The 24,322-nt window shown below is 69.3% G+C and carries 21 protein-coding genes and 1 pseudogene; 12 read left to right on the forward strand and 10 right to left on the reverse strand.

All coding sequences use genetic code 11. The features are described from left to right. Positions 1-699: 699 nt before the first annotated feature. On the forward strand, positions 700-1,683 hold the full coding sequence (locus tag DEA06_RS08600) for an arsenic resistance protein (RefSeq protein WP_116647565.1): 984 nt from the start codon (positions 700-702) through the stop codon (positions 1,681-1,683). Here the strand turns inward: DEA06_RS08600 and DEA06_RS08605 are convergent. After that, complete coding sequence (locus DEA06_RS08605) at positions 1,659-2,129, reverse strand: DUF4188 domain-containing protein (RefSeq protein ID WP_116647566.1); 471 nt, start codon at positions 2,127-2,129, stop codon at positions 1,659-1,661. The genes DEA06_RS08600 and DEA06_RS08605 overlap by 25 nt on opposite strands. A gap of 81 nt (positions 2,130-2,210) precedes the next feature. On the opposite strand from DEA06_RS08605, the gene DEA06_RS08610 reads away from it, so the two are divergent. Beyond that, the gene (locus DEA06_RS08610; protein ID WP_276308349.1) at positions 2,211-2,825 is read left to right on the forward strand and encodes a MerR family transcriptional regulator; all 615 of its coding nucleotides are present in this window, start codon (positions 2,211-2,213) and stop codon (positions 2,823-2,825) included. A 48-nt stretch (positions 2,826-2,873) separates the two neighbouring features. Here DEA06_RS08610 and DEA06_RS08615 read toward each other — a convergent pair whose 3' ends face one another. From DEA06_RS08615 to DEA06_RS08645, 6 genes are all read right to left on the reverse strand, one after another. Further along, positions 2,874-6,287, reverse strand: coding sequence for an error-prone DNA polymerase (locus DEA06_RS08615; protein WP_116647568.1), 3,414 nt, complete (start codon positions 6,285-6,287; stop codon positions 2,874-2,876). Between the two features lie 222 nt (positions 6,288-6,509). Then, the gene (locus tag DEA06_RS08625; RefSeq protein WP_116647569.1) at positions 6,510-8,084 is read right to left on the reverse strand and encodes a DNA polymerase Y family protein; all 1,575 of its coding nucleotides are present in this window, start codon (positions 8,082-8,084) and stop codon (positions 6,510-6,512) included. Beyond that, positions 8,084-8,803: a hypothetical protein gene (locus DEA06_RS08630; RefSeq protein ID WP_240606874.1), complete on the reverse strand. Its 720-nt coding sequence runs from the start codon at positions 8,801-8,803 to the stop codon at positions 8,084-8,086. Before DEA06_RS08630 ends, DEA06_RS08625 begins: the two co-directional genes overlap by 1 nt. 318 nt (positions 8,804-9,121) lie before the next feature. Continuing rightward, positions 9,122-9,619, reverse strand: coding sequence for an HNH endonuclease (locus DEA06_RS08635; RefSeq protein ID WP_116647571.1), 498 nt, complete (start codon positions 9,617-9,619; stop codon positions 9,122-9,124). Positions 9,620-9,960: 341 nt separating this feature from the next. Beyond that, entirely contained in the window at positions 9,961-10,884 is a 924-nt protein-coding gene (locus tag DEA06_RS08640; RefSeq protein WP_240606875.1) for a M23 family metallopeptidase, read from the reverse strand. Between the two features lie 232 nt (positions 10,885-11,116). Beyond that, positions 11,117-11,815, reverse strand: a complete 699-nt coding sequence (locus DEA06_RS08645) for a metal-dependent transcriptional regulator (protein WP_116647572.1) — start codon at positions 11,813-11,815, stop codon at positions 11,117-11,119. Between the two features lie 104 nt (positions 11,816-11,919). Here DEA06_RS08645 and serC point away from each other — a divergent pair, with 104 nt between their 5' ends. From serC to DEA06_RS08665, 4 genes and pseudogenes are all read left to right on the forward strand, one after another. Beyond that, complete coding sequence (gene serC / locus DEA06_RS08650) at positions 11,920-13,032, forward strand: phosphoserine transaminase (protein ID WP_116647573.1); 1,113 nt, start codon at positions 11,920-11,922, stop codon at positions 13,030-13,032. Positions 13,033-13,173: 141 nt separating this feature from the next. Further along, positions 13,174-13,446: pseudogene (locus DEA06_RS08655) on the forward strand (IS3 family transposase); the annotation flags it as partial. A 59-nt stretch (positions 13,447-13,505) separates the two neighbouring features. Continuing rightward, the gene (locus tag DEA06_RS08660; protein WP_116647574.1) at positions 13,506-14,177 is read left to right on the forward strand and encodes a hypothetical protein; all 672 of its coding nucleotides are present in this window, start codon (positions 13,506-13,508) and stop codon (positions 14,175-14,177) included. Next, on the forward strand, positions 14,174-14,683 hold the full coding sequence (locus tag DEA06_RS08665; RefSeq protein ID WP_116647575.1) for a sigma-70 family RNA polymerase sigma factor: 510 nt from the start codon (positions 14,174-14,176) through the stop codon (positions 14,681-14,683). The genes DEA06_RS08660 and DEA06_RS08665 overlap by 4 nt, the downstream gene beginning before the upstream one ends. A 628-nt stretch (positions 14,684-15,311) precedes the next feature. Here DEA06_RS08665 and DEA06_RS08675 read toward each other — a convergent pair. The 3 genes from DEA06_RS08675 to DEA06_RS08685 all read right to left on the reverse strand — a co-directional run bounded on the left by DEA06_RS08675 (position 15,312) and on the right by DEA06_RS08685 (position 17,439). Next, the gene (locus DEA06_RS08675; RefSeq protein ID WP_116647577.1) at positions 15,312-16,049 is read right to left on the reverse strand and encodes a hypothetical protein; all 738 of its coding nucleotides are present in this window, start codon (positions 16,047-16,049) and stop codon (positions 15,312-15,314) included. Between the two features lie 435 nt (positions 16,050-16,484). After that, positions 16,485-17,072, reverse strand: coding sequence for a DUF3027 domain-containing protein (locus tag DEA06_RS08680; protein ID WP_116647578.1), 588 nt, complete (start codon positions 17,070-17,072; stop codon positions 16,485-16,487). Beyond that, positions 17,056-17,439 (reverse strand): cold shock domain-containing protein, encoded by a 384-nt coding sequence (locus DEA06_RS08685; protein ID WP_116647579.1) that lies wholly within the window; start codon positions 17,437-17,439, stop codon positions 17,056-17,058. The genes DEA06_RS08680 and DEA06_RS08685 overlap by 17 nt, the downstream gene beginning before the upstream one ends. Before the next feature lie 113 nt (positions 17,440-17,552). On the opposite strand from DEA06_RS08685, the gene DEA06_RS08690 reads away from it, so the two are divergent. The 6 genes from DEA06_RS08690 (at position 17,553) to DEA06_RS08715 (ending at position 24,283) form a co-directional block, all read left to right on the forward strand. Then, a complete protein-coding gene (locus tag DEA06_RS08690; RefSeq protein WP_116647580.1) occupies positions 17,553-17,819 on the forward strand; it encodes a multidrug ABC transporter ATPase in 267 nt (88 codons plus the stop codon). A gap of 2 nt (positions 17,820-17,821) precedes the next feature. Further along, positions 17,822-19,543, forward strand: coding sequence for a helicase-associated domain-containing protein (locus tag DEA06_RS08695; RefSeq protein ID WP_116647581.1), 1,722 nt, complete (start codon positions 17,822-17,824; stop codon positions 19,541-19,543). A gap of 52 nt (positions 19,544-19,595) precedes the next feature. After that, entirely contained in the window at positions 19,596-21,245 is a 1,650-nt protein-coding gene (locus tag DEA06_RS08700) for a DNA repair helicase XPB (RefSeq protein WP_116647582.1), read from the forward strand. A gap of 55 nt (positions 21,246-21,300) precedes the next feature. Beyond that, positions 21,301-21,993, forward strand: a complete 693-nt coding sequence (locus DEA06_RS08705) for a response regulator transcription factor (protein WP_116647583.1) — start codon at positions 21,301-21,303, stop codon at positions 21,991-21,993. Between the two features lie 106 nt (positions 21,994-22,099). Beyond that, the gene (locus DEA06_RS08710; protein ID WP_116647584.1) at positions 22,100-23,779 is read left to right on the forward strand and encodes a HAMP domain-containing sensor histidine kinase; all 1,680 of its coding nucleotides are present in this window, start codon (positions 22,100-22,102) and stop codon (positions 23,777-23,779) included. A 216-nt stretch (positions 23,780-23,995) separates the two neighbouring features. Next, positions 23,996-24,283, forward strand: coding sequence for a WXG100 family type VII secretion target (locus DEA06_RS08715; protein WP_116647585.1), 288 nt, complete (start codon positions 23,996-23,998; stop codon positions 24,281-24,283). The last annotated feature ends 39 nt before the right edge of the window (positions 24,284-24,322 follow it).

Raw genomic sequence — 24,322 nt, forward strand, 5'->3', positions numbered from 1 at the left:
GCTGCTTGAGTCTAGGAAAGCCAGAACGCTGCGCATCGCCTCAATCGCCCGTATGGCGTCGGGCTGCTCGACGCGCGTGTCGCCCTCGTGCACTGCCATGTGCCGGGTCTTTACAGGGACTCACCTGCGGTCGTGACGTCTGCGGAAGCATTAGCAAGCCGGCGCTTCACATCGGGTCCACGTCCGCCACACGCCGTCTCAACGGCGAGTCTCGCGGCAAGCACGGCCTCCCGGTACCGGCTCCTGTCGAGGTGCGTCTGCGCGCTGTGAGCACGAACAGCCGGACTCCGCTGGCGCTGACCCCGGGCTGTATAAGCGTCGACAACGAACGCGCGCAGCAGCGGCACGAGGGGGATCATCCGACGCGGGCCGGGCTGGACCGTGAGGATGGTCCCGCTTTCGATGCCGAGCTTGATCGTGCGGTAGTCGACGCCGACGAGCTTCGCAACATCCTTCATCGGCAGTCCCGGGGTCCGTGGCGGCGCACGCCTGATCAGTCCTCGAATGCAACCGCCCGGGGCACGAGGCCTCTCGTGGGTCGTAGGCGTCCGACGGTGCGCCCCATCATGAACCCATCGTCAGCTGACTTTGACAACGGCGCCGCCCCTCCCTCGTGGGACGGCATCGTCGGGGCACGGGCGACCGCACCGTGTGCGACGCTGGTGGGGCACACCGACCGCTCCGCGAGTGAGGAACCCCATGGCGGAATGGGCCGAACGGCACCAGGTCGCGCTCTACATCGCGGCGATCGTCGCCGGGGCGGCGGTCGGACTCGGCCTCATGTCTTCCGGGCCTCCCCTCGAACCCTCGATCACTCCCCTGCTCGGGCTCCTACTGTTCGCGACCTTCCTCGGGGTTCCCTTCGCCCAGGTCGTCCACGGTCTGCGCGATGCGCGGATGCTCGCCGCCCTCGTCGCGGTCAACTTCGTCGTCGTGCCGGCTGTCGTGTTCGGCCTCAGCCGATTCGTCGCCGATGAACCCGCGCTGCTCGTCGGCGTGCTGCTCGTGCTGCTCACGCCGTGCGTGGATTACGTCATCGTCTTCGTCGGCCTGGCGGGAGGAGCCCGCGACCGCCTCCTTGCCGCCACTCCCCTGCTCATGGGGTTGCAGATCGTGCTCCTCCCCCTCTACCTCTGGGCGATGACGGATGCTGACGTCCTCGGTGCGTTCGACGTGCGGCCGTTCGTCGAGGCGTTCGTCTTCCTGATCGTCGTGCCGCTCGCCGCGGCCGCCCTGGTTCAGGCGCTCGCTCGACGCCGTCTGCCGTTCGCCGCGATCCTCCGAGCGGCACCGACCGCCATGATCCCCCTCATGATGCTCACTCTCGCCACCGTGGTGGCCTCGCAGGTGTCGGCGGTGAGCGCGTCGGGGGCCGACCTGTGGCGCGTCGTGCCGATCTTCATCGCGTTCCCCCTCATCGCCGCCCCGCTCGGCGTGCTCGCAGCACGGTTTGCCCGCCTGGATGTGCCGGGTCGCCGCGCCTCTGCCTTCAGCGCGGCGACCCGCAACTCACTGGTCGTGCTCCCTCTCGCACTCGCCCTCCCCGGGTCATTCGCGCTGACCCCGCTTGTCGTCGTCACGCAGACGCTGATCGAACTCGTCGCGATGGTCGTGATGGTGGCCGTCGTCCCCCGCGTCGTGCGTGCGAGCGGTCCGACTCAGCCGCGCCCGAGCCGGTCCTGAGCGCGGTCGCGACCACGCCCGATCGGCACCGAAGAGGTGGCCGCAGCGAGCCCGCGCACCGGTGAATCCACGTACACTGACTCGGCCCGCTCGACGACATACGTCTCGTGCCAGACGCCGACGGCACCGGGCACCTTCCGCGCTCGGCGGTTGAAGTCCGCCCAGGCGGGTCGGTGAGCCGCCTCGCGATCGCTCGCGTACCCGTAGAGCTTCTCCACCGACGACCAGTACTGCACGAGCAGCGGGCCACCTCGCCCGAGCGTCATCCGGTATCCCATGAGGCCCGAATCGGCGTCGCTCGCGAGCTCCGCCAGCATCCGCGGCATAGCCATGAACGCCGGCCACCACGCGTCCACACGCCAGGGACGGTTGAGAGTCATCCCGATGAGGAAGACGACGAGCTCGCCATCGTGATCGTGGGTTCGTCGACCCTGTTCGACAGTCATGCGCCGGCTCCTTAGAATTAGAAAGTACTGGTAGCCATAATTGGGTATCGCTACTTTCCAGTCAAGGAGGTCGTCCTGAAAATCTCGCAACTCGCGGCGCTGAGCGGCGTTCCGGTCGGGACGATCAAGTACTACCTGCGCGAGGGCCTCCTGCACGACGGCACCCTGACGGCAGCGACTCAGGCCTCCTACGACGGGAGCCATGTGGAGCGACTCTCGCTGATCCGCGCGCTCGTCGGCCCGGCAGGGCTGTCGATCTCGGCGACCCGCAAGGTGTTCGAGACGCTCGACGATCGGGGCACTCCCCTGTTCGAGCTGCTCGGGCAGGTGCATCACACGACAGGGCCGCCGGTCAGCGACGACCAAGACCTCCGCGCCGCCCAAGCGCTCCTCGACAGGTGGGGCTGGCGATGCGAGACCGACGACCTCCCCACCGTGGGTGCTCTCGCCCGCGCCCTCGACGGACTCGCCGCGGCGGGGTTCGAGCTGACGCCGGAGCAGCTCGACGACTACGCCGCCCGCGTGCTCGGTATCGCGACGGACGAAGTCGACCGCATTCCGGTGAATTCACCCGAAGCTGCCGCGCGCTACGTGGCACTTGGCACGGTGCTGGTGGAGCCGCTCATCCTGGCCCTCCGCCGACTCGGCCACCAGCACGCGTCGCGCGAACGCTTCGGTGGCACCACCCCGTCATGACAGACCCGGGTCGATTCGCTCAACGCTGCTCGTGAGCCCCCACGTGCGTCACCGGAAGTCACGGGACGCATGCGACACCCCGACACGGAGATCTTCGAACCGGTCGGCCAGCAGGTTCGTCACTCCCTCCACCGAACGCTCCAGCACTCCGCGCACGATCAGAGCGGGCGACTCGCGGGCGACCCTTCGATAGCGGTTCCACACCCCGACCGAGCAGATCACGTTCACGAGGCCGTGTTCGTCTTCGAGGTTCAGGAAGGTGATTCCGGATGCTGTGGCCGGGCGCTGCCGGTGCGTGACGAGTCCTGCGACCTCGATTCTTCTGCCCGACTCGTGGGTGCGCATCTCTCGAGAGGTGAGCACGCCGCGCGCATCGAGCTGCGAGCGGTAATGGGTGAGCGGGTGGTCAGAGGTCGAGATGCCGGTCGCCCACAGATCAGCGGCGAGCACCTCGTAGCTGGTCTGGTCGGTGAACAGGGGCGGCTGCACCGAGGTGAGGGAATCGGGGAGGTACTCCACCTGGTCTTCGGCGGCCGAGCCGGCGAGCCAGATCGCCTCTCGGCGACTGAGTCCCAGGCACTCGAACGCCCCCGCCGTGGCGAAGGATTCGAGCTGCGCGGCGGTGACGCCGACGCGCCGCACGAGATCGCGCATGTCGCGGTAGTCACCGCCGCGCTCTCGCTCGGCGACGATGCGCTGGGCGAGCTTCTCGCCGATGCCATGGACGCCGGCGAGCCCCAGCCTGACCGCGAACCCGCCGTCGCGCCGATGCGCCTCCGACTCGTCGGGCTCGGCCGGGTCGAAGTCGCCCACGTCGGGCTGCTCCCAGTGCGCGCAGGCGTCGAGCCCGGTGGGTGCCGACGGCGCCGTGCCCGACAGCGCTTCGAGGGTGGCCTCCGCCCGCGACCGCAGGAGGTCGGGCCGACGCACCTCCACCCCGTGCCGGCGGGCGTCGGCGGTGAGGGTCGCCGGCGAGTAGAAGCCCATCGGCTGCGCCCGCAGCAGCCCCGCGAGGAACGCCCCGGGATAGTGCAGCTTGATCCACGAGCTCGCATAGACGAGAAGCCCGAACGACAGCGAGTGCGACTCGGCGAACCCGAAGTTCGCGAACGCCTGGATCTTGGCGTAGAGGTCGTCGGCGACCTGGCCGACGAGGCCGTTGTCTTTCATGCCCTCGTAGAGCTTCGTGCGGAGCCTGTCGATCTTTTCGAGCCCCCGTTTGGAGCCCATGGCCCGTCGCAGCAGATCGGCGTCCTCGCCACTGCAGTTGCCGACCGCGACGGCCATCTGCATGAGCTGCTCCTGAAACACCGGCACGCCGTAGGTGCGCTCGAGCACGGGCCGCAGCTTCTCGTGCACGTAGGTGACCTTCTCCTGGCCGAGCTTGCGCCGCACGAACGGGTGCACCGCGCCACCCTGGATCGGTCCGGGGCGGATCAGGGCGATCTGCACCACCAGGTCGTAGAACTTCCTCGGCTGCAGGCGTGGGAGCAGCCCCATCTGCGCGCGGGATTCGACCTGGAACACCCCGATCGAATCCGCCCGGCAGAGCATGTCGTAGACCGCCTTCTCCTCCTTGGGCAGGGTCGAGAGCTCCCACTCCTCGCCCGTGGCGTCGCGGATGAGATCGAAGCAGTACTGCAGGGCGGCCAGCATCCCGAGGCCCAGCAGGTCGAACTTGACCAGGCCCATCCAGGCGGCGTCGTCTTTGTCCCACTGGATGACCGTGCGGTTCTCCATGCGGGCATGCTCGATCGGCACGACCTCCCCCACCGGACGGTCGGTGAGCACCATGCCCCCGGAATGGATGCCGAGGTGGCGGGGGGCTTTGAGCAGCTCGGCGGCGAACTCGATCACCTGATCGGGGATGTCATGGTCGGCCCCCGTCTCGAGCACCGCCCCCCACCGCTCGACCTGCTTCGACCAGGCGTCTTGCTGGCCGGGCGAATGACCGAGAGCCTTCGCCATGTCGCGCACGGCGTTCTTGGGGCGGTACTGGATGACGTTGGCCACCTGCGCCGCCCGATCGCGGCCGTATTCCCCGTACACCCACTGAATGATCTCCTCACGGCGATCGGAGTCGAAGTCGACATCGATGTCGGGTTCTTCGTCGCGAAGGCTCGAGAGAAACCTCTCGAACGGCAGCTTGTAGGCGATCGAGTCGACGGCCGTGATGTCGAGCAGGTAGCAGACGGCGCTGTTGGCAGCCGACCCGCGGCCCTGACACAGGATGCCGCGGCGTCGCGCTTCTTGCACGATGCCCCACACGATGAGGAAGTACCCGGGGAAGTCCTTCATCTCGATGACGCCGAGTTCGCGCTCGATGCGCTCCCGGTCTTCGAATCTGAGACCCGGGTACTTGCGCGGCACCGCCTCCCACACGAGGTGGCGCAGGTACGACATCGGGGTGTGCCCCTCCGGCACCTTCTGCTTCGGCAGGGCGGGCTTGGCCCGTCGGAGCGGAAAGGCCAGCTCGTCGGCGAGCGAGACGGTGCGGGAGACCGCGCCGGGGTACCGGGCGAACCGCCGCGTCATCTCGGCCCCCGACCGCAGGTGCGCCCCCGCGTGGGCGGGAAGCCATCCGTCGAGCTCATCGAGCCCCCGCCCCGCCCGCACCGCGGCGACGGCCGCGGCGAGCAGTTCTCGACGCGGAACGGCGTAGTGCACGTTGTTGGTGGCGAGGATGGGCAGCCCTCGCTCCGCGGCGAGGCCGGCGAGCACGTCGTTCGTGCGGCTGTCGAGAGGGTCGCCGTGGTTCATCAGCTCGACGTGCACGGAATCGCGGCCGAAGAGCGCGACCAATCGGTCGAGTTCGGTCGCCGCAGCATCCGGCCCCGACTCGGCCAGCGCACGGCGCACGGCGCCCTTGCGGCACCCGGTGAGCACCGCCCAGTGCGGGTCGCCCGGGCCGCCCGATCGTTCGCCGAGCTCGTCGAGGTCGTATACCGGGCGCCCCTTCTCGGCACCGCGCAGCTGCGCCGAGGTGAGAGCCGCGGCGAGGCGGTGGTAGCCCTCTTCGCCGCGCGCGAGCACCAGCAGATGGGAGCCCGCGGGGTCGGGCTCGCCGTTCTGCGGCTGGGGCAGCTCGAGCGAGAGTTCGGCCCCGAACACCGTCTTCACCTGAAGGTGCTCGGCGGCCTCGGCGAACCGCACGATGCCGTAGAAGCCGTCGTGATCGCTGATCGCGAGGGCGTGGAGACCGAGCCGCTCGGCCTCTTCGGCCAACTCTTCGGGCGACGACGCACCGTCGAGGAAGGAGTAGGAGGAATGCGCGTGCAACTCGGCGTAGGGCACCGACTGCGCGGGCCGCTCGATCTCGGGCGTGACGTAGGCGCCGCGCTTGTGCGACCACGCCGGACTGTCTCCGCCGTCGGCACCCGCGGGCGTCTCGCGAGGACGTCGCACATCGCTGAGCGCACGCTCGAGCTCCGACCACGGCACGGGGGGATTGTGCCAACCCATTAGCGGCGCACCTCGGAGTCGGACCCTTCGACAGGCTCAGGGACCGGCGTGGCGGGGTCAGGGACCGGCGTGGCGGGGTCAGGGATCGGCCCTTCGACAGGCTCAGGGACCGGCGTGTGGGGGTCAGGGACCGGGGTGGCGGGGTAAGGGAGCGGCCCTTCGACAGGCTCAGGGACCGGGGTGGCGGGGTCAGGGAGCGGCGTGTGGGGGTCAGGGACCGGGTCAGTCATAGCGACCCTCGGCTCTCCACTCGCCGGCTTCGCAGATCAGCAGCCATGCCGCGCCCTCGGCGTCAACGATCTGGAACCGATGGGCGTGCCGCGCGCGCAGAGGATCCCACCCCCGCTCGCTGATCGGCCACGGCCCGGCCCACGCCTCGATACGGCGGCGGCGGCCTGCGGCGTCGAGGTGGGCCGGAGGTGCGCTCAGCACCTCGCGCTCCCCCACCGACACCGCCGCACCCGCGATGTCGGTCACCTCGACCAGTCGCGGCTCGGGGAACACCGTCGCCGGCAGCGGGTCGGGGAGGCTCCCGGGCCACGGCCGGGCGCGCTCCTTCGTGGTGACGGCCCGGTCGCCCCAGGGCACGGGCACCTGCCGCTCGGCCAGCCAGCGCCCCCCGCCGATGACCGGTGTGACGACGCTCCGATGCCCCAGCATCGCCTGCACGCGCGACAGGGCATGGTGCACGCGTTCGTCGGTGCCCGCCCCGAAGAGACCCTTGGCGTGATGGGAGGCGTCGTCGACCGCCTCGGGAGAGATGCGCACCCCGGCCACGCCCATCCGGAAAACGTCTTTTCCGCCCTCGGCGAGCTGCCACCGCACCCGGTCGACCACGGCCGAAGCATCGAACGACCCCGGGTGCAGCCATACCCGCTCGCTGCGTTCCCCCCGATCGCCGATGAGCTCGACCCGCAGCTCGGTGCAGACCAGGTCGAGCGCGCCCAGACCCGTCACGAACGCGTCGGCCGCCATGCGCATGCCGAACGCGATCTGGTCGGCGAGCTCGAGCGGAGGCTCGAAGGCGACCTCGCGATGCAGCTCGGGAGGGGGCGTGCGCGGCTGCACCGGCCGAGAGTCACCGCCCGCCGCGAGCGCGTGGGAACGCACCCCCGGCTCGCCGAAGCGCTCGCGCACCCGATCGACCTCCATCTCGGCGAAGGCGCCGAGGGTGTGCACGCCGAGACGGGCAAGGAGCCCGGCGAACTCGCCCACGGCGTTCGACGGCGCGATCGAGGCATCGAGCACCGTGACCGGTAGAGGCGACAAGAACGCCCCGGCCTCACCGGCGGGCACGACGCGCACCGGCGCCTCCGCCCGGGTGGCACGCGCGGCCTGCTCGGCCGTGAACGGGCCGTCGGCCACACCCGCCCGCACCCCCGTGATCCCCTGCTCCTCGAGGGTCGCGAGCATCACGTGCGCGGCCTCCGCCTCGCCGCCGTAGTAGCGCGCGGGGCCCCGGGCGCGCAGCGCGCAGAGTCCGGCGCGCACGATCTGCACCCCCGGGGCGATCTGCTCGATGCGCGCCACCACGGGCGAGAAGACACGGTGGTCTCGCGTCTCGTCGGCCGCGATCACCACTAGTCGCGGGTAGGCCGCTTGGGCATCACGTCGGCGTTGCCCCCGCCGCACGCCCTGTTCGCGCGCCGACGCAGAGCACGCGACGACGAGATTGCGCTCGAACACGGCGATCGGCGCCCCCGCTCTCGCCGCGGCCGACGTGGTCGCCTCGCGCAGATATGCGGTGACCGGCCAATCGGGAAACCAGAGCACGAGGCTTCGGGTGGGCTCGTGCATCAGCCGGCCGCCGCCGTCTCGTAGGCATCGGGAACGGCCCGCAGACGAGGCGGCGCCACGGCCTGTTCGAGAAGGCTCACCGTTCCGTCTGCGGCGGGCAGCAGCATCCGTGCGCGTCGGGCACCCGGCGAGCGCCGATGCGTCACCGTGACCGTGAGCTCGCGCCCCGAGAGGTAGCCGTGCCCGTCGCCGAGGCCCGCCCACCGCGGGTCGGCCACGTCGATCGTGGCCTCGGCCTGCGGCCACGCACCCTGGACGAGCAGCACCGTTCCCCGATCGCGCAGACGCGCCGCCAGTCGGGCAACCTCTTTCTCAGACACCCTCGACGGCGGACGCACGGCGACCACGGGCAGCACCTCGGCGATCGTGGCGGTGACCGCCAGCCACCGGGGCCCGGGGTCGGGCACGAACACCAGCCGGTCGAGATCGAGACCGTACCGCTCGGCCGCCTCGGCACCGAGCTCGGGCATGCCGATGGCGCCGCACCATGCGCCGTCTTGCGAGGGTCGCGCCATGAGGGCGAGCAGCAGCGACGCCGACGGACTGAGCGCATAGGCCGAGCCGGGGCGCAGCCCGCCGCCCGGAAGCAGCGACGTGAAGGCCGGATGCGTCGGCAGCACGGGCGCGTCGAGCCGACGCCCCTGCATCCGTTCGAGCTGCGCGCGCAGCTCGTGGATGTCGCTCACCGCCTCGGCGCTTCTCACCATCGTCGCCCTCATCGGATCAGGCTAGAACTTATGTTCTAGCGAATCAAGATGAGTCGAGACTACGTACGGCCTCCGACATCGAGAATCGGGCGATATCCGTCAGATATGTTCGATACTGCGCACCACACCGGCCTGCACACGCCCGAGCCCCGGCACGTCTGTGGCGAGGTCGCACGTGCGGGACGCATCGAGGGCGACCGCTCGCCCCTCTTCGCCGAACCCGCACGGTATTGCCGAAACCGCACGATATCGACGGCAACGGCGTGCGGGCTCGGCGAGACCGTGCGGGCTCGACGAAGGCGCAGACGAAAGACGAAGAACAGCGGCGCGCTAGGCGGCGAGGGCGAGATAGGGCTCCCAGCGCGGGTCGGCGCGCTCGGTGCCGCGCACCGTCCACTGCCCACCGCGAGGGGCCTGCGGCACGAGGCGCAGCTCCCAGTGCATCTCCTGGGGCGTGCGGTCGCTCTTGATGTTGTTGCAGCGCAGGCAGCAGGCCACGAGGTTCTCCCACGTGTCCTTGCCGCCGCGCGACCGCGGCATCACGTGGTCGATCGTCGAGGCCGCCTTGCCGCAGTAGGCGCAGCGATGCGCGTCACGGCGCAGCACCCCGCGCCGGGTGACCGGCACCCGACGTGCGCCCGGCACCCGCACGTAGCGCGAGAGCACGATCACCGCCGGGCGATCCCAGTGACCGGTGCTCCCCCACACCGGTTCGCCTTCGACGTGTTCGACCACGGTGGCCTTGTCGCTCATGACGAGAACCAGGGCTCGTTTGAACGACACCACCGCGAGCGGTTCGTAGCCCGCGTTGAGTACCAGAGTGCGCATGTCGGCATCCTCTCGAACGGTCCGGGACGGCTTCCCGGGTTATTCGACCTGCGACGCGTCGGTCTGCGGAGGGTATGAAAAAGGCGCTGTCTTACAGACAGCGCCAGGCGGCCGCGGTTTCACCGCAGCATCCGATCACACGATGCCGAAGGACGAGCAGACCGAGCGCATCCATGGTTCGGATACGTGGTGTCGCGCCCATCGGCTTCCTCCGCTTCTCTCTACGTCGAGGAAAGGGTAACCCACCGCGACACGCCCGAGGGTCGCCGAAAGGGGAAACAAAAAGCGGCGTGTCGGAGAACGAATGCTCCGACACGCCGCTTCGACGCTGTTGCGGGGGCTCAGCCGGCGTTCTGCTCGAGCCAGGCCCACGGGTCGACGACCGCGTTGTTGATGTGCACCTCGAAGTGGAGGTGGCACGCGGTGGAGCTGCCGGTGCTGCCGACGACGCCGATCAACTGACCTGCCTCGACCGTCTGGCCCGACTGCACCTGGCGGCTGCCGTAGGTCATGTGGCCGTAGAGCGTGTTCACGCGCTGTCCGTTGATCACGTGGTCGATCGTGACGGCGACGCCGTAGCCGCCGAAGCTCTCTTGCGAGACGCGCACGACACCGGCTGCCGCGGCGAAGAGGGGGGTACCGCACGAGGCGAGAAGGTCGACGCCCTGGTGGTAGCCCGAGTCCCAGAGACCGCGGCCCTTGGTGAAGCCCTGGATCGGCCAGCGCACCTCGCCCGAGCCCGGGGCGGTCATCGACAGGTCGATCGGGGTGGAGTTCGTCGAGTTCGCCGAGTTGGTCGACGTCGAGGTCGACGTGGTGCGCGCGGCGGCGGCGACCTGACGGGCACGCTCGGCGGCTGCCTCGGCGGCCTTCTTCTTGTCGATCTCTTCCGCCGTGGTCGCGGAGTAGCTGCTGCGGTCGAGCTGCGCGACGGTGGCGTCGGACGCGACGACGAGCGACTGCGCGTCGGCGGCGGCGGCCTGCTGCAGGGTCTTCGTCTCGGCCTCGGGGCGGAAGGCCGCGTAGGCGGGGAGCGCGACGGTGGCGATCAGACCGACGACCATCGTGAAGATGACGGCGCTGCGCACCGGACGCGAGCCCGAGCGGGGGCGAGCGGATGCGGCGACCGGAGCGGATGCTGCAACGGTGCGCGCGACGGGTCGGGCGGCGCGTGAACGAGGGGTGCGTCGTTCACGGTTCCTGCGAGTGAGATCGGTCGCGGTCTGCTCGGGTGCAGATGCGTCCGAATCGATTGGTTCAGCCAAACTTTTCCTCCGGCGCCTCTGCGCGTAACGCTGACTCGTCGACACTCGGTGTGGGGCACGATGTGCGGGCTTCACCCTCTGCGGACGACGAGCCGATGAGGCAATCTGCGAGGGGTCCGTTGGCGGGCTTCTCGCCTGTGGACGGGGGCCACGCTACCCGAAGGTAACGAATAAGTCACGCTGAGCCGGGACACCAGTGGATAACCCCGTGCCCCCCGACGCCCGGGGAGGATCAGCGTGCGTCGACGAGGAAGATGTGCGAGGCGACCTCGACGGGCAGTTCGAGCCCCTCGTCGCTGCCGTCCATCTCAACGAGGACATACCCCTCGTTGAAGCGGTAGCTGCCCGTCGCGCCGGGCATCACACCGGCGTCCTTGAGCTGCTGCAGCAGTTCGGGATCGACCTGGGCGGGCTCTGCGAGACGACGCACGGTGCCGGTGATCGGGGCACCCTCGTCGGTGAGTTTGCGCACGAGACCGACGACGCCCTGCTCGAAGGTGTTGGCGGGGTGGTCGCCGAGCTGGTCGAGTCCGGGGATGGGGTTTCCGTACGGAGATTCGGTCGGGTGCCCGAGCAGCTCGACGAGGCGCCGCTCGACCTGCTCGCTCATCACGTGCTCCCACCGGCACGCCTCTTCATGCACGTATGCCCAGTCGAGTCCGATCACGTCGCTGAGCAGACGCTCGGCGAGGCGGTGCTTGCGCATGACGTCGACGGCCTTCTGACGCCCGGAGTCGGTCAGTTCGAGGCGACGGTCTTCAGAGACGACGACGAGTCCGTCGCGTTCCATGCGACCGACGGTCTGCGAGACCGTGGGGCCGGAATGACCGAGTCGCTCCGAGATGCGCGCGCGCAGGGGAACGATGTTCTCCTCCTCGAGCTCGAGGATCGTGCGGAGATACATCTCGGTGGTGTCGATGAGATCTGTCATGGGGTCCTCAGACGTGCGAAGGGAATCGGTCCAGCTTATCCGCTGCCCCAGGCCCCCGGCCGGGGCGGCCAACCGCCCGCTCGGGCGGACCCTAGAATCGACGCATGTCGCACGTGGAACTGCCGAAGGACCTCCTGCCCACCGACGGTCGATTCGGCTGCGGGCCGTCGAAGATCCGCGGGGCCCAGCTCGAAGCCCTCGTCACTCGCGGCGCGGGGATCCTCGGCACCTCGCACCGCCAGGCCCCCGTGAAGAACCTCGTCGGCAGCGTACGCGCGCAGCTAGCAGAGCTCTTCCGCCTTCCCGACGGGTACGAGATCATCGTCGGCAACGGCGGGTCGACCGCGTTCTGGGATGCCGCCGCATTCGGACTCATCGAGAACCGCAGCCAGAACCTCGTCTTCGGCGAGTTCGGCGGCAAGTTCGCCGCCGCGGCCGCCGCGCCGTGGCTGCAGGCGCCCGACGTGCGAAAGGCCGAGCCCGGCTCGCGCACCACCGCCGAGCCGGTCGACGGCGTCGACGTCTACGCCTGGCCCCACAACGAGACCTCGACGGGCGTCGCGGCGACGATCACCCGCGTCGAGGCCGATCCGGGCGCCTTGACCGTCATCGATGCGACGAGCGCCGCGGGCGGCATCGACTTCGACGTCACGCAGGCCGACGTCTACTACTTCGCTCCGCAGAAGAACCTCGGCTCCGACGGCGGACTCTGGTTCGCCGCGGTCTCACCGGCAGCCATCGAGCGCATCGAGCGGATAGCCGCATCCGACCGCTACATCCCCGAGTTCCTCAGCCTCAAGAACGCCCTCGACAACTCGCGCCTTCAGCAGACGCTCAACACCCCCGCCGTCACGACCCTGCTGCTGCTCGACGAGCAGCTCTCGTGGATCGCGGGCAACGGCGGCCTGGCGTGGGCGGATGCGCGCACGCGCGAATCGTCTGACGCGCTGTACGAGTGGGCCGAGGCGTCGAGCATCGCGACGCCGTTCGTGTCCGACCCGGCCGACCGGTCGCCCGTCGTGGTCACCATCGACTTCGACGCGAACGTCAACGCCGCGGCGGTCGCCCAGAGCCTGCGCGCGAACGGCATCGTCGACACCGAGCCCTACCGCAAGCTCGGGCGCAACCAGCTGCGCGTCGCGACCTTCGTCTCGATCGAACCCGAAGACGTACGCCAGCTCATCCGCTCGATCGACTACACGATCGAGCGCCTCTGACCGACGCGCAGACGAGAATCATTCGTCGTCCTGATCGTGCAGGACGGATGCTGCGGAGCGACTAGCACTCGTCGCCCCGAACTGCTCACGCAGCCCGTCTGTAGAGGTGTGGCTCCTAACCTTGGAATCGAGGATGGGGTTATGCCGAAGGAACTGGCGAATGGGAAGCCGACGATGCGTCGGTACTCGGTCGAGGAGAAGGCCGCCGCGGTGCGGATGGTGAGGACGCTGCGCGCCGAGCTCGGTGTCACGCAGGGGACGGTGCAGCGGGTCGCGACCCAGCTCGGTTACGGGGTCGAGTCGGTGCGGATGTGGGTGAAGTAGGCCGACGCGACCAAGACCCGCGCCCCGCCCGCCCGCGCCCAGCGGGACGAGGAGTTGATCCCGCAGCTGGTCGAGATCTGGGAGACCAACTGTGGACGTTTGACGGTCGGCCGGACATGTCGGTAAGTGAACCCAACCTGGAGGATCACATGAACGAGACGCTCGACCCGATGGACGATCTGCTCAACCGCACGGCACCGCCGCCGATTGAAAGCGGTTCCGCATTGGGACGTGACCTGAGGATGGTGTCGCGCGAGGCGCGTCGCCACGCCCGGCACACGACTGTGCCGGGCCCCCGTACGCGGCCGGCGCGGGTGGCCCTCGGTGCGGGGCTCGCCGTGCTTCTCGTGGCCGGAGCTGGCACGGCAGTAGCCGCCACCACCTTCGACTGGGCCCCCTGGGCACAAGACCCCGACATCAGCTACCCCTTCGCTTTGCCCAGCGGTCGCGACTGTGAAGCGAGGGTGCAGATGCTCGTCGTGACGAGCATCGACGAGAACGGTCGTATCGAAACCGCCTACGACGAGACCGTCGCCGACCACTTCCGCGCCTTCGACGCTATCGGCGCCTCGGACGTCGAAGAGTCGATCACCGAGGTGCTGAACCGGAAGGGCAGCGGCTCCATGATCGTCATCCATCCGGACGGGCAGATTTCCGACATGCCGGAGACGCCAGAAGGGCCAACGCAGGACGATGTCTATGCGGCTGCGGTCGACGATGCACTCGGCGATGCCTTACGCACCGAAGCGGTGGCCTATGGCCTGACCGAGGACCAATGGAACTCCAACGAGGTCATCCTGTGCGAAGCGGCACCTGAATGAGATCGGGACGTGCCCTTCGTTATACAGGGCTGGAACGGGCGCTCGAACAGAACTCGGCGGACGTGCTGTCCTACCTGCGTCGCCGGGCAGGCTCAGAGGACGCGTCAGACCTGTTCGGAGAAACACTCGTCGTGGTGTGGCGGCGGGTCGAAGAACTTCCTGCTGACGCGGACCAAGCACGCATGTGGCTGTTCGGGGTCGCTCGGGGGGTTCTCCTGAACTACCGACGGGGCGAACGACGCCGCTGGGCGCTGGCAGACCGCCTCAAGAAGCACACACGCCTCGACCCGGTCGCGCCGCCGGCGGACGAGCACGCTGAGGTCCACGACGCTATAGCGCGGTTGGAACCCGACCTGGGCGAACTCGTGCAGCTCGTGCACTGGGAACACATGACCCTGGTCGAGGCAGCACAGGTAGTCAGGATTCCCGCGTCCACCGCCCGTGGCCGCTACCAGCGGGCGAAAGAACAGTTGCGGGCCGTACTCGGCACCCCCGCTCCTCTGTAAGCGCGGGCACCCCGTGCAGAAGGGTGCCGCGGTCGATGCCGGCCGGGGCACTCTTCTGCCGCGCCTGCGAACCGCACTAGCCGATCAACCTTGCACCGACGCACGACCCCTCGGGAGGTACGTCCCCGAAACGCAGGGTCGCGGCGCGGAAGCATGATTGTCTCGAGCTTGCACCCGGGACCCTTCTATCCCACTGGCACGTCGCGGGTGCTGGTGTCTTCATAAGGGGATCCGCTACCGGGCCGATGGGCCGAGGGGTTCGAAGCCAGACCAGTTGGAGTCCGTCTCGTTAATCGATCAACGCGACGAACCGAGTCACACTGGCCGACCGAAGGGGGGCTGTCAGGGTGGGTTACCCCGTGAGGTGTCGGACGGCGGTCCATGCCGGATCTTTGTCCGACCGGATCTCAGAACCGCGTTCAACTGCCCAATCGGTGGCGGGCTGTGAAGCATTCTGGTCCTCGCTGTCGAGGTACACGTGGAAGGAGCGCCGGCCCTGCGTGGTTTCGTGCCCCACCAGAATGCCGCGTCCGCGAATCGTCTCTTCCAGTTCATCCTCGAGAGTGTGGAGCGAATCGAGTACGCCACCGTCAGCGGGCAGACCATCGTCCCTTGATTCGAACGGTATTTACACGGTCAGGTGCTGATCCAGAGTTGGGAAGTCGTTCCAACGAAGGCCTTTTCGGAAGCTCGCGATGACGGGATAGCCGTCCGTGTCCGCCCACTTCACCAGAACCCACTCGTCCAGATTTCGTTGCTCTGCAAGCCCAGCAACCGCGGCGACCACGTCATCAGGGGTCGCCGACGGCGTCGGCAGAGCAGTGAGAGTCTCGATCACGCCCAGCCAGCGTTCGACGTCGTCCTCGCCGAGCAGCCAATCGAGTACCAGGAAAGAAATCTGGGTTCTTACCTCCTCCTGCAGGGCGCCGAACTGGGGGTGGTACACCCCAACATCGACACGCATGCGGTTGACGTCCGACTGCAGACTGAACAGGGTCTTCGACAGATCTACCCGAGCCTTACCGATCTCGAGGATATTGCTGAGCGCGGAGGGTTCCGCCTCCTGGCTTGCGCGAAATTCCCACGTCGCGTCGGCAGGTGGGGCGGCCCGGAGCCATCGTTCGGCGAGGGGACGGAGTGCCGCCTGTCCCCCGGCAGAGACCGTCAAGCGGTGCTCCGACTCAGTGCCGGCGCTGAAATGCCACGCAAGGCCATTGTCGATGGACAGGACTCGCCGATTGAGCTCGGCGACTTTCGGTGACGCAGCGTGCGGGTTGACCGCGTGGCCGTCGCGACGCCACCAGTCCCAGAAAGCGAAAACGGGATGAGGAGAATCTGCCGACTGGCGAGCACGAAACAGACGCATGGCAGCAATGTTCGCATTCCTCGGAGTCTGGGACTTCCGCACCTCCACAGCCGGTCGTCGCGATTGCTGCTTCGAGTCCACCGCCCGTGGTTGCACGGATCCGCACTGCGGCTCCTAGGAACTGGCTCGGGCGAAGACTCTCATACCGCTCGTAATGCGATTGTTGTGCGCACTCGGCTATATAAGGCGATCGGAGGAGCTGCCGGTTGCTGGCGTCGACCCGGGAGGCACCTAGCGCGCCGTGGCTCGCGTGTAGCCCGCCCGCGGATCGGCCCGCTCAAGGGTCCGGATAGGGACGCCGACTCCCGGAGCCGAATACGCCCTCGTGCCGGTTGCGGTGCACGGGAAGGTGAAAGCCGTCCACACCCCCAGCTCGACAACACGCACCGAAGTAGACGGCGATCAAGCCCCAGTGCTGGGCCCGGGCGGGAGCGCTCAGCGCTCGTCGGACGCGGGCTCCGACCGGTCGAAGTACTCTTCGTCCTCGTCGGAGTCCTCCTCGTCGGAGTCGTCGTCATCGTCGGAGTCGTCGTCCTCCGCCGTCGCGTCGTCGAGCTCGTCGATCTCGACACCGTCGATGTCGCCGCCGTGGGTGCGGCTCACGCCCTCGTCGTCGTCATCATCGTCTTCTTCGTCGTCTTCGAACTCGTCGTCGGACTCGTCATCATCGTCGTCCGACTCGGATGCTTCGGCGAGCGCCGTCTGCGCGGCCTGGTAGTCGGCGAGGCGCTCGGCCCACGGCACCCAGTCGGGGGCGAGGAGCGCTCCGTCGCCGGGCAGCAGTTCGACCTCGAGCACGGTGGGAGCTTCGCCCTCGACGCGGGCGAGCGAAACGGTCCAGAACCAGCCCGGGTACCCGGGGAGGGTCGTGGCGAAGCGCAGGGAGACGACGCCGTCGTCCTCGAGCGTGTACCCGGCGGGGGCGCCGATCGAGGAGACGGGCGTCACCTCCGCGAGTGCGGCGATCGCGAGATCGTGCGCCGCCAGCAGCTCGGCGTCGGCCGGCTCAGGCTTCGAAGTCATCGGCTACCTTGCGCAGGACCGCGGCGATCTTCTTGGAGTGCGAACCGCTCGGGTAGCGGCCCCGGCGAAGGTCGCCGCCGATGCCGTCGAGCAGCTTCACGAGGTCTTCGACGATGATCGCCATGTCGTCAGCGGGCTTGCGCGCACGCTTCGCGAGGCTGGGGGGCGTGTCGAGCACGCGCACCGAGAGGGCCTGGAGGCCTCGCTTGCCGTCGGCGACGCCGAACTCGAGCCGCGCACCGGCCTTGAGGGCAGGGGTGCCTTCGGGCAGCGCCGTGGCGTGGAGGAAGACGTCCTGGCCGTCATCGGTGGTGATGAAGCCGAACCCCTTCTCCTCGTCGTAGAACCTGACTTTGCCGGTGGGCATGGCACAACCTCGCTGGGAGAACGGGAGTCCGTGCGTGCACGGACTCTGGAGTCGGGGCAGGCGAGCCCCTCCTCCAGCCTACGACACGCCCGGCAGGCGCTAGGCTGAGCGGGATGAGTCCCACAGCACGCGAAGACATGCCGGTCCGCCGCATCGACCGCATTCTCGCGTTCATGTCGATCGGTCTGCTGGTGCTCTCCGTGGGGTGCTTCTTCGCGGTGCTCATCTCACGCCCCGCCGGTGTCACCGATTATTCGGAGGGCCTGTGGCCCACGGTGATCGTGCTTCCGAGCGTCGGTCTCCCCCTCGCCTTCGCGCTGATCGTCGTTGTGCTGGTGATGAGCTTCGTCAGAAGGGCTCGGGCCAACAAGGGTCGCTGAGCATGCCTCCCGCCTCCGATCAGCGCGCGCTCGCGTCTTCTCTGTCCGAGCGCGACGACGCGGAGCTCGCGACGCTGCTCTCCGTACGAGGCGTCTCACCGACGGCCACGTGGCGCGATCTCTACGACGCCGCCGAGGCGTTCCTCGAACCCGCGGCTGTCAGCCGCGCGTTGGACGCGCTCCCGTCCACCGCAGCCGTCGCCCTGGCCGAGGCCGTGACCACGCAGACCGCCGTCGCCGCGCCCGCGCGCGCCGACCTCGCCGCGCGAGCTCTCGCGACGATCGACGGCGACGTGTTCCAGGCCGTGAGCGACGTCGTGCGCGAGCGCCTTCCCCTCATCGAGCCCATCGACGCCGTGCGGCCCGACTCGACCCCCGACGACGACGCGGCCGCCGCGGAACGGGCGTTCACGTCCGCCGCATCCCTCGCCGATCTGCTGCTGCTGTGCCTCGAGGCTCCGCTGGGGCGCATCGGGTCGGGAACCCTCGGCGCGGTCGATCGACGCCGCCTGGTGGAGGCGGGTGCCATCGCCCAGGCCGAAGACGCCGACCCCCTGGTCGAGGTCGCCGACGCGGGCGGCCTCATCGTCGGACGCGAACGCACCTGGCTGGTGACTCGCTCCGGACGGGAATGGCTGCACGCGACGACCGCCTCCCGCTGGGAGACGCTGGCCCTGCACCTGCGCGATGCGCTGCCCGAGGGCCTCCGCTCGCCGACCGGTGGCTGGATCCCCGCGGTCGACTGGCCCTCCGCCTACCCGTTCCAGCGGTCGTGGCCGGCCGTGGCCGAGCAGTGGCGACGGCGTTGGGTCGCGTGGGGCCTGTTCACCCCCGCCGGCGCCGAGCCGAGCTGGGTCGCCCCACTCGCCCGCGGCGAGGGTGTCGACGCCGACGTCTGGGCACGGATGCTGCCGACCGAGGTCGATCGGCTGTATCTGCAGAACGATCTCACCGCGATCGCTCCGGGGCCGTTGGCACCCGAGCTCGATGTGCGCCTCCGCACGATGGCCAACCGCGAGTCCCGCGCGCAGGCGACGACCTACCGCTTCACCGCGGCGACCATCGGCGCGGCGATCACGGCCGGCGAGACCGCGGAGTCGCTGCGCGACTTCCTCGAGACGGTGTCTCTGACGGGTCTCCCGCAGCCTCTCGCGTACGTCATCGAGAGCACGGCCGCCCGCCACGGTCTCATCCGCGTCGAGCGCGACGAAGCATCCGTGCTCACCCGTGTCGTCAGCGACGACCCGGCGACGATCGCCACGATCGCCGTCGACCAGGCGCTGCGCTCGCTCGGCCTCGTGCGCGAGGGCGACGACCTCATCTCACGCGTCCCCGCCGACAGCGTCTACTGGGCTCTGGCAGACGCCCGGTACCCGGTGATCGCGGTCGACGGCGCAGGGTCTACGCGCACCCTCGACCGCTCGCGGATCGCCGACGACCCCTCCCCGGTGCCTGCGACCGGCAAGTACGCGGCCCTCCTGCTCCGTCTGCGGTCGGGCGGCTCGGACGGCGACGCCGCGTGGCTCGAGCGCGAACTCGATCATGCGGTGCGCGCCCGCGCCGTCGTCGACGTCGTGGTGAGCCTCCCCGACGCCAGCACACGCACCTTCCGCCTTGAGGCCACCGGGCTCGGCGGCGGGCGCCTGCGCGGACGCGACCGCGGCGCCGACGTCGAGCGCACGCTGCCCCTGCGCAGCATCGTGAGCGTCCACCCGGTGGCGTGAACGGGCGACCGCGACGCCTCGACGATCCGCCCGCACGGTAGAATCGGTCCTTATGGCTGACGGCCCCCTCATCGTCCAGAGCGACCGCACGGTGCTTCTCGAAGTGGCGCACCCCGACGCTGAGAGCGCCCGGCACGAGCTGGCGGTCTTCGCCGAGCTCGAGCGCGCTCCCGAGCACATCCACACCTACCGCATCACCCGCCTCGGGCTGTGGAACGCCCGTGCCGCCGGGCACACCGCCGAAGACATGCTCGACACCCTGAGCCGCTGGACGCGCTTCCCCGTGCCCGCCTCGGTGACGATCGACATCAGCGAGACCGTGAACCGCTACGGGCGCCTCGTCATCGAACGAGACGCCGAGGGCGCGCTCGTGCTGAGGTCGACGGATGCTGCGGTGCTGGCCGAGGTCGCCCGCAACAAGCGCATTCAGCCGCTCCTCATCGGCCGCCCCTCCCCCGACTCCTTCGCGGTGGACGCGTGGGCGCGCGGTCACATCAAGCAGGAGCTGCTGAAGATCGGCTGGCCCGCCGAAGACCTCGCCGGCTACACCCCCGGAACCCCGCACGAGATCGACCTGGCCGAGGACGGCTGGACGCTCCGCCCCTATCAGCGGCAGGCGGTCGACACCTTCACCGAAGGCGGATCGGGCGTCGTCGTGCTCCCCTGCGGCGCGGGCAAGACCCTCGTCGGGGCGGCCGCCATGGCCGACACGAAGACCACCACCCTGATCCTGGTGACGAACACCGTCAGTGCCCGGCAGTGGCGCGACGAGCTGCTGCGGCGCACGTCGCTCACCCCGGAGGAGATCGGGGAGTACTCGGGTCAGGCGAAAGAGATCAAGCCGGTCACCATCGCCACCTACCAGATCCTCACCGCAAAGCGGGGCGGTCAGTACGCCCACCTCGCGCTCCTCGACGCCCTCGACTGGGGCCTCGTGGTCTACGACGAGGTGCACCTCCTCCCCGCACCGGTCTTCAAGCTCACCGCCGACCTGCAGGCGCGGCGCCGGCTCGGACTCACGGCCACGCTCGTCCGAGAGGACGGACGGGAGGGCGACGTCTTCAGCCTCATCGGCCCCAAGCGGTTCGACGCGCCCTGGAAGGAGATCGAGGCCCAGGGCTTCATCTCTCCGGCCGCCTGCTACGAGGTGCGCGTAGACCTCCCCGACGGCGACCGCATGGAGTACGCCGCGGCCGCCGACGAAGACCGCTACCGCATCGCGGCCACCGCGCCCGCGAAGATCGACGTGGTCCGCGGACTCGTCGAGCGCCACTCCGGCGAGCGCATCCTCGTGATCGGTCAGTACCTCGACCAGATCGACCTGCTCTCCGAGTCGCTCGGAGCCCCGAAGATCACCGGCGCGACCCCGATCCCCGAGCGCGAGGAGCTCTTCCAGGCGTTCCGCGTCGGCGAGATCTCGGTGCTGGTCGTATCGAAGGTCGCGAACTTCTCGATCGACCTGCCCGAAGCATCCGTGGCCATTCAGGTCTCCGGATCGTTCGGGTCTCGTCAGGAGGAGGCCCAGCGCCTCGGGCGCCTGCTGCGCCCCAAGAAGTCGGGCAACACGGCCAGCTTCTACACCCTGATCGCCCGGGACACGGTCGACCAGGACTTCGCGCAGAACCGGCAGCGCTTCCTCGCCGAGCAGGGCTACGCGTACACGATCCTCGACGCCGACGGCATCCTCGCGCCCGCCGCGTAGCCGCCGATCCGTTCGATATCAGCCCATCCATCATCGACTTCGCGATAATGAGGCCATGAACGCACCGCGCATCCTCGTCGTGGACGACGAACCCAACATCCGCGACCTGCTCATCACGAGTCTGCGTTTCGCCGGATTCCAGGTCCGGGCCGTGGCCAACGGCGCACAGACCATCTCGGCCGTACTCGAAGAGGAACCCGACCTCATCGTGCTCGACGTGATGCTGCCCGACATGAACGGGTTCAGCGTCACCAAGCGCCTCCGTGGCGCGGGGTACACCGCTCCCATCCTCTTCCTCACGGCCAAGGACGAGACCGAGGACAAGATCACGGGTCTCAACTCCGGCGGCGACGACTACGTCACGAAGCCCTTCAGTCTCGACGAGATCGTCGCCCGCATCCAGGCGATCCTCCGCCGCACGATGCAGGCCGACGAGGAATCGGTGATCCGCGCGGGCGAGCTCACGATGGACCAGGACACCCACGACGTCACCATCGGCGACGTCTCGATCGACCTGAGCCCCACCGAGTTCAAGCTGCTGCGCTACCTCATGCTCAACCCGAACCGGGTGCTGTCGAAGGCGCAGATCCTCGACCACGTCTGGGAGTACGACTTCAACGGCGACGCGGGAATCGTGGAGAGCTACATCTCCTACCTGCGACGCAAGATCGACCCGCACTCCTCCGAGCCGCTCATCCAGACCAAGCGCGGCTTCGGCTACATGCTCAAGGCGGGCAAGACCGTCTGATCCACCGCGAAGCCGTGAGGCACGATCGGGGGTCATCCTGAGCGACACACACGACGCCGTCACCAGCTGGTGGCGCGGCCTCAGCCTGCGCGCGAAGGTCACCGGTGTGACGGTGACCCTGCTCGCCGTCGGGCTGTTCGCCGCCGGCGTGGGCACGATGGCGTTCCTGCGGAACACGCTCATCGTCAACCTGGACGCCAGCCTGCAGCAGGCGGTGACGACCGATATCGGCAGCACGGTGTTCGACATCCAGAACTTCGGCGGCGTCCTCAGTCTGACGGCGACCGAGACCAGTCCTCCCGCGGGTAACGTGCTGGCCATCTACGGCCCCGACGGCGACCTGGAGGCCGTGGCGAGCACCGTCTCGGCCGAGGACCGACCGCTGCTCCCCAGTACCTACACCCTGGAGCGGAGCTCCGTTCAGGGAACGACGGCCTTCCCCCTGACGGCCTCCGAGACCGGCTCGGCCTTCCACGCCAGCGTGGACGTCTTCGAGGCTCCCGGGGGGATCCTCTACACGCAGTTGCTCGCTCAGTCACTCGCTCCGACCGAGCGCGTCGTCGGCACGTTCGTCGGCATCTACAGCGTGCTCGCGCTGCTCATCCTCGTCGCCAGCGCGATCGCGACCCGTTACCTCGTCACCCTCACCTTCCGCGGGCTCGGCCAGGTGGAGACGACCGCGATGGCGATCGCCGCCGGCGATTTCAGCCAGCGCATGGCCGACGTCGTGCCCGGCACGGAGGTCGGCCGGCTGAAGGCCGCCATCAACACCATGCTCGGGCGCGTCGACGCCTCGCTGCGTCAACGCGACGCGACGGTGCGACAGATGCGGCGGTTCATCGGCGACGCGAGCCATGAGTTGCGCACGCCGCTGGTCACGGTGCGCGGGTATGCCGAGCTCTACCGCATGGGCGCCATCCGCAGCGAAGACGACGTGGCGCAGTCGATGGAGCGCATCGAGAAGGAGGCGATCCGCATGGGGGTGCTCGTCGAAGACCTCCTGGCCCTCGCCCGCCTCGACGAGCGACGAGACGTCGAGATCGTTCCGATCGACCTGCGGCCGCTGGCCCGCGACGCCGCGCTCGACCTGCGCGCCGCATCGCCGCAGCGCGTCGTCACGGTCGACGACACGACGGAGATCACCCCTCCCCCCGCTCCCGAGCCCCCGGCCGCGCCCTCGGAACCCGCGGAGCCCGTCGGACCGAAGCCGCCCGCAGACAGCCGACGACGAACGATCCCGGCGACGTCGGCCATCGCCATCGCGGGCGCGACCTTCTCGCGCCTGCGCCGTCGCCCGCGCACCGACGGCGCGCAGGTGGACGTCGTCATGGAGCCCGAGTCGGAGGTCGTCGAGCCGATCGTGCTCGGGGAGGAGAACCGCATCCGTCAGGTCATCGCGAACCTCCTCGGCAATGCCCGACGGTTCACGGCCGACGACTCGCCCATCGGGCTCCGCGTCGGAGCCGATCGGGAGGCGGGCATGGGCTGGATCGAGGTCATCGATCACGGCGAGGGCGTGCCCGCGCAGATCCGCGACCAGATCTTCCAGCGCTTCTGGCGCGCCGACACCTCGCGCACCCGCGAGACGGGCGGTGCGGGTCTGGGCCTGTCGATCGTGGCGTCGATCGTCGACGCGCTGAACGGCACCGTCTCGGTCACCGACACCCCGGGCGGAGGCGCAACCTTCCGCGTCTCGCTCCCGCTCGTCGACCCCACCCCCGACGCGCCCGACGAGGGCCTCGACACGCAGCCGCTGCCCCGCCAAGACCTGCCGACCGCCCGCTGACCCTCTCCCCCGCGCAACGACCGGAGGAGATCTCACCGGCGGCTGACGCCCGCGGCGCGAGCGATCCTCCGCTCGTGAGATCCCCTCCGGCGGTGACGCGTCGTCCGCCCCTCCCCAGGCGTCCCCCGTCGGCGGCTGTGCACGGCGGCATCATCGGCGGGCGGGCGGCCGTGCTCGGCGGCCTAGCGTGGCGGCATCCCATCGAAAGGAGCCCCCTTGGCCAGATTCTCCGTCGACAGCGACGAGGTACTCACCGCCACCGCGCTCGTGCAGGGCACGGTCGGCCGGCTCGAGTCCGAGTCGACCGCGCTGCTGTCTCAACTCACCCGACTGCAGGGCTCGTGGACCGGCTCGGCCGCGATCGCGTTCCAGGGGGTCGTCGAACGTTGGCGGGCGACCCAGCGCCAGGTCGAAGAGAGCCTCGCCGACATCAACGGTGCTCTCGCCGCGGCCGGGCGTCAGTACGCCGACGTCGAACAGGCGAGCACGAGCCTGTTCCGCTGACGCCAACGAAAGAACGGCCCCTCCGAAGCGGAGGGGCCG

Source organism: Microbacterium sp. Gd 4-13 (assembly GCF_003095395.1).
Classification (GTDB): Bacteria; Actinomycetota; Actinomycetes; order Actinomycetales; family Microbacteriaceae; genus Microbacterium.

Coding starts and splice junctions, on each gene's coding strand:
- DEA06_RS08600 (WP_116647565.1), top strand. CDS start 700: ATGGCGGAATGGGCCGAACGGCACCAGGTCGCGCTCTACATCGCGGCG.
- DEA06_RS08605 (WP_116647566.1), bottom strand. CDS start 2,129: ATGACTGTCGAACAGGGTCGACGAACCCACGATCACGATGGCGAGCTC.
- DEA06_RS08615 (WP_116647568.1), bottom strand. CDS start 6,287: ATGGGTTGGCACAATCCCCCCGTGCCGTGGTCGGAGCTCGAGCGTGCG.
- DEA06_RS08625 (WP_116647569.1), bottom strand. CDS start 8,084: ATGCACGAGCCCACCCGAAGCCTCGTGCTCTGGTTTCCCGATTGGCCG.
- DEA06_RS08630 (WP_240606874.1), bottom strand. CDS start 8,803: ATGAGGGCGACGATGGTGAGAAGCGCCGAGGCGGTGAGCGACATCCAC.
- DEA06_RS08635 (WP_116647571.1), bottom strand. CDS start 9,619: ATGCGCACTCTGGTACTCAACGCGGGCTACGAACCGCTCGCGGTGGTG.
- DEA06_RS08645 (WP_116647572.1), bottom strand. CDS start 11,815: ATGACAGATCTCATCGACACCACCGAGATGTATCTCCGCACGATCCTC.
- serC (WP_116647573.1), top strand. CDS start 11,920: ATGTCGCACGTGGAACTGCCGAAGGACCTCCTGCCCACCGACGGTCGA.
- DEA06_RS08660 (WP_116647574.1), top strand. CDS start 13,506: ATGAACGAGACGCTCGACCCGATGGACGATCTGCTCAACCGCACGGCA.
- DEA06_RS08665 (WP_116647575.1), top strand. CDS start 14,174: ATGAGATCGGGACGTGCCCTTCGTTATACAGGGCTGGAACGGGCGCTC.
- DEA06_RS08675 (WP_116647577.1), bottom strand. CDS start 16,049: ATGCGTCTGTTTCGTGCTCGCCAGTCGGCAGATTCTCCTCATCCCGTT.
- DEA06_RS08680 (WP_116647578.1), bottom strand. CDS start 17,072: ATGACTTCGAAGCCTGAGCCGGCCGACGCCGAGCTGCTGGCGGCGCAC.
- DEA06_RS08685 (WP_116647579.1), bottom strand. CDS start 17,439: ATGCCCACCGGCAAAGTCAGGTTCTACGACGAGGAGAAGGGGTTCGGC.
- DEA06_RS08690 (WP_116647580.1), top strand. CDS start 17,553: ATGAGTCCCACAGCACGCGAAGACATGCCGGTCCGCCGCATCGACCGC.
- DEA06_RS08695 (WP_116647581.1), top strand. CDS start 17,822: ATGCCTCCCGCCTCCGATCAGCGCGCGCTCGCGTCTTCTCTGTCCGAG.
- DEA06_RS08700 (WP_116647582.1), top strand. CDS start 19,596: ATGGCTGACGGCCCCCTCATCGTCCAGAGCGACCGCACGGTGCTTCTC.
- DEA06_RS08705 (WP_116647583.1), top strand. CDS start 21,301: ATGAACGCACCGCGCATCCTCGTCGTGGACGACGAACCCAACATCCGC.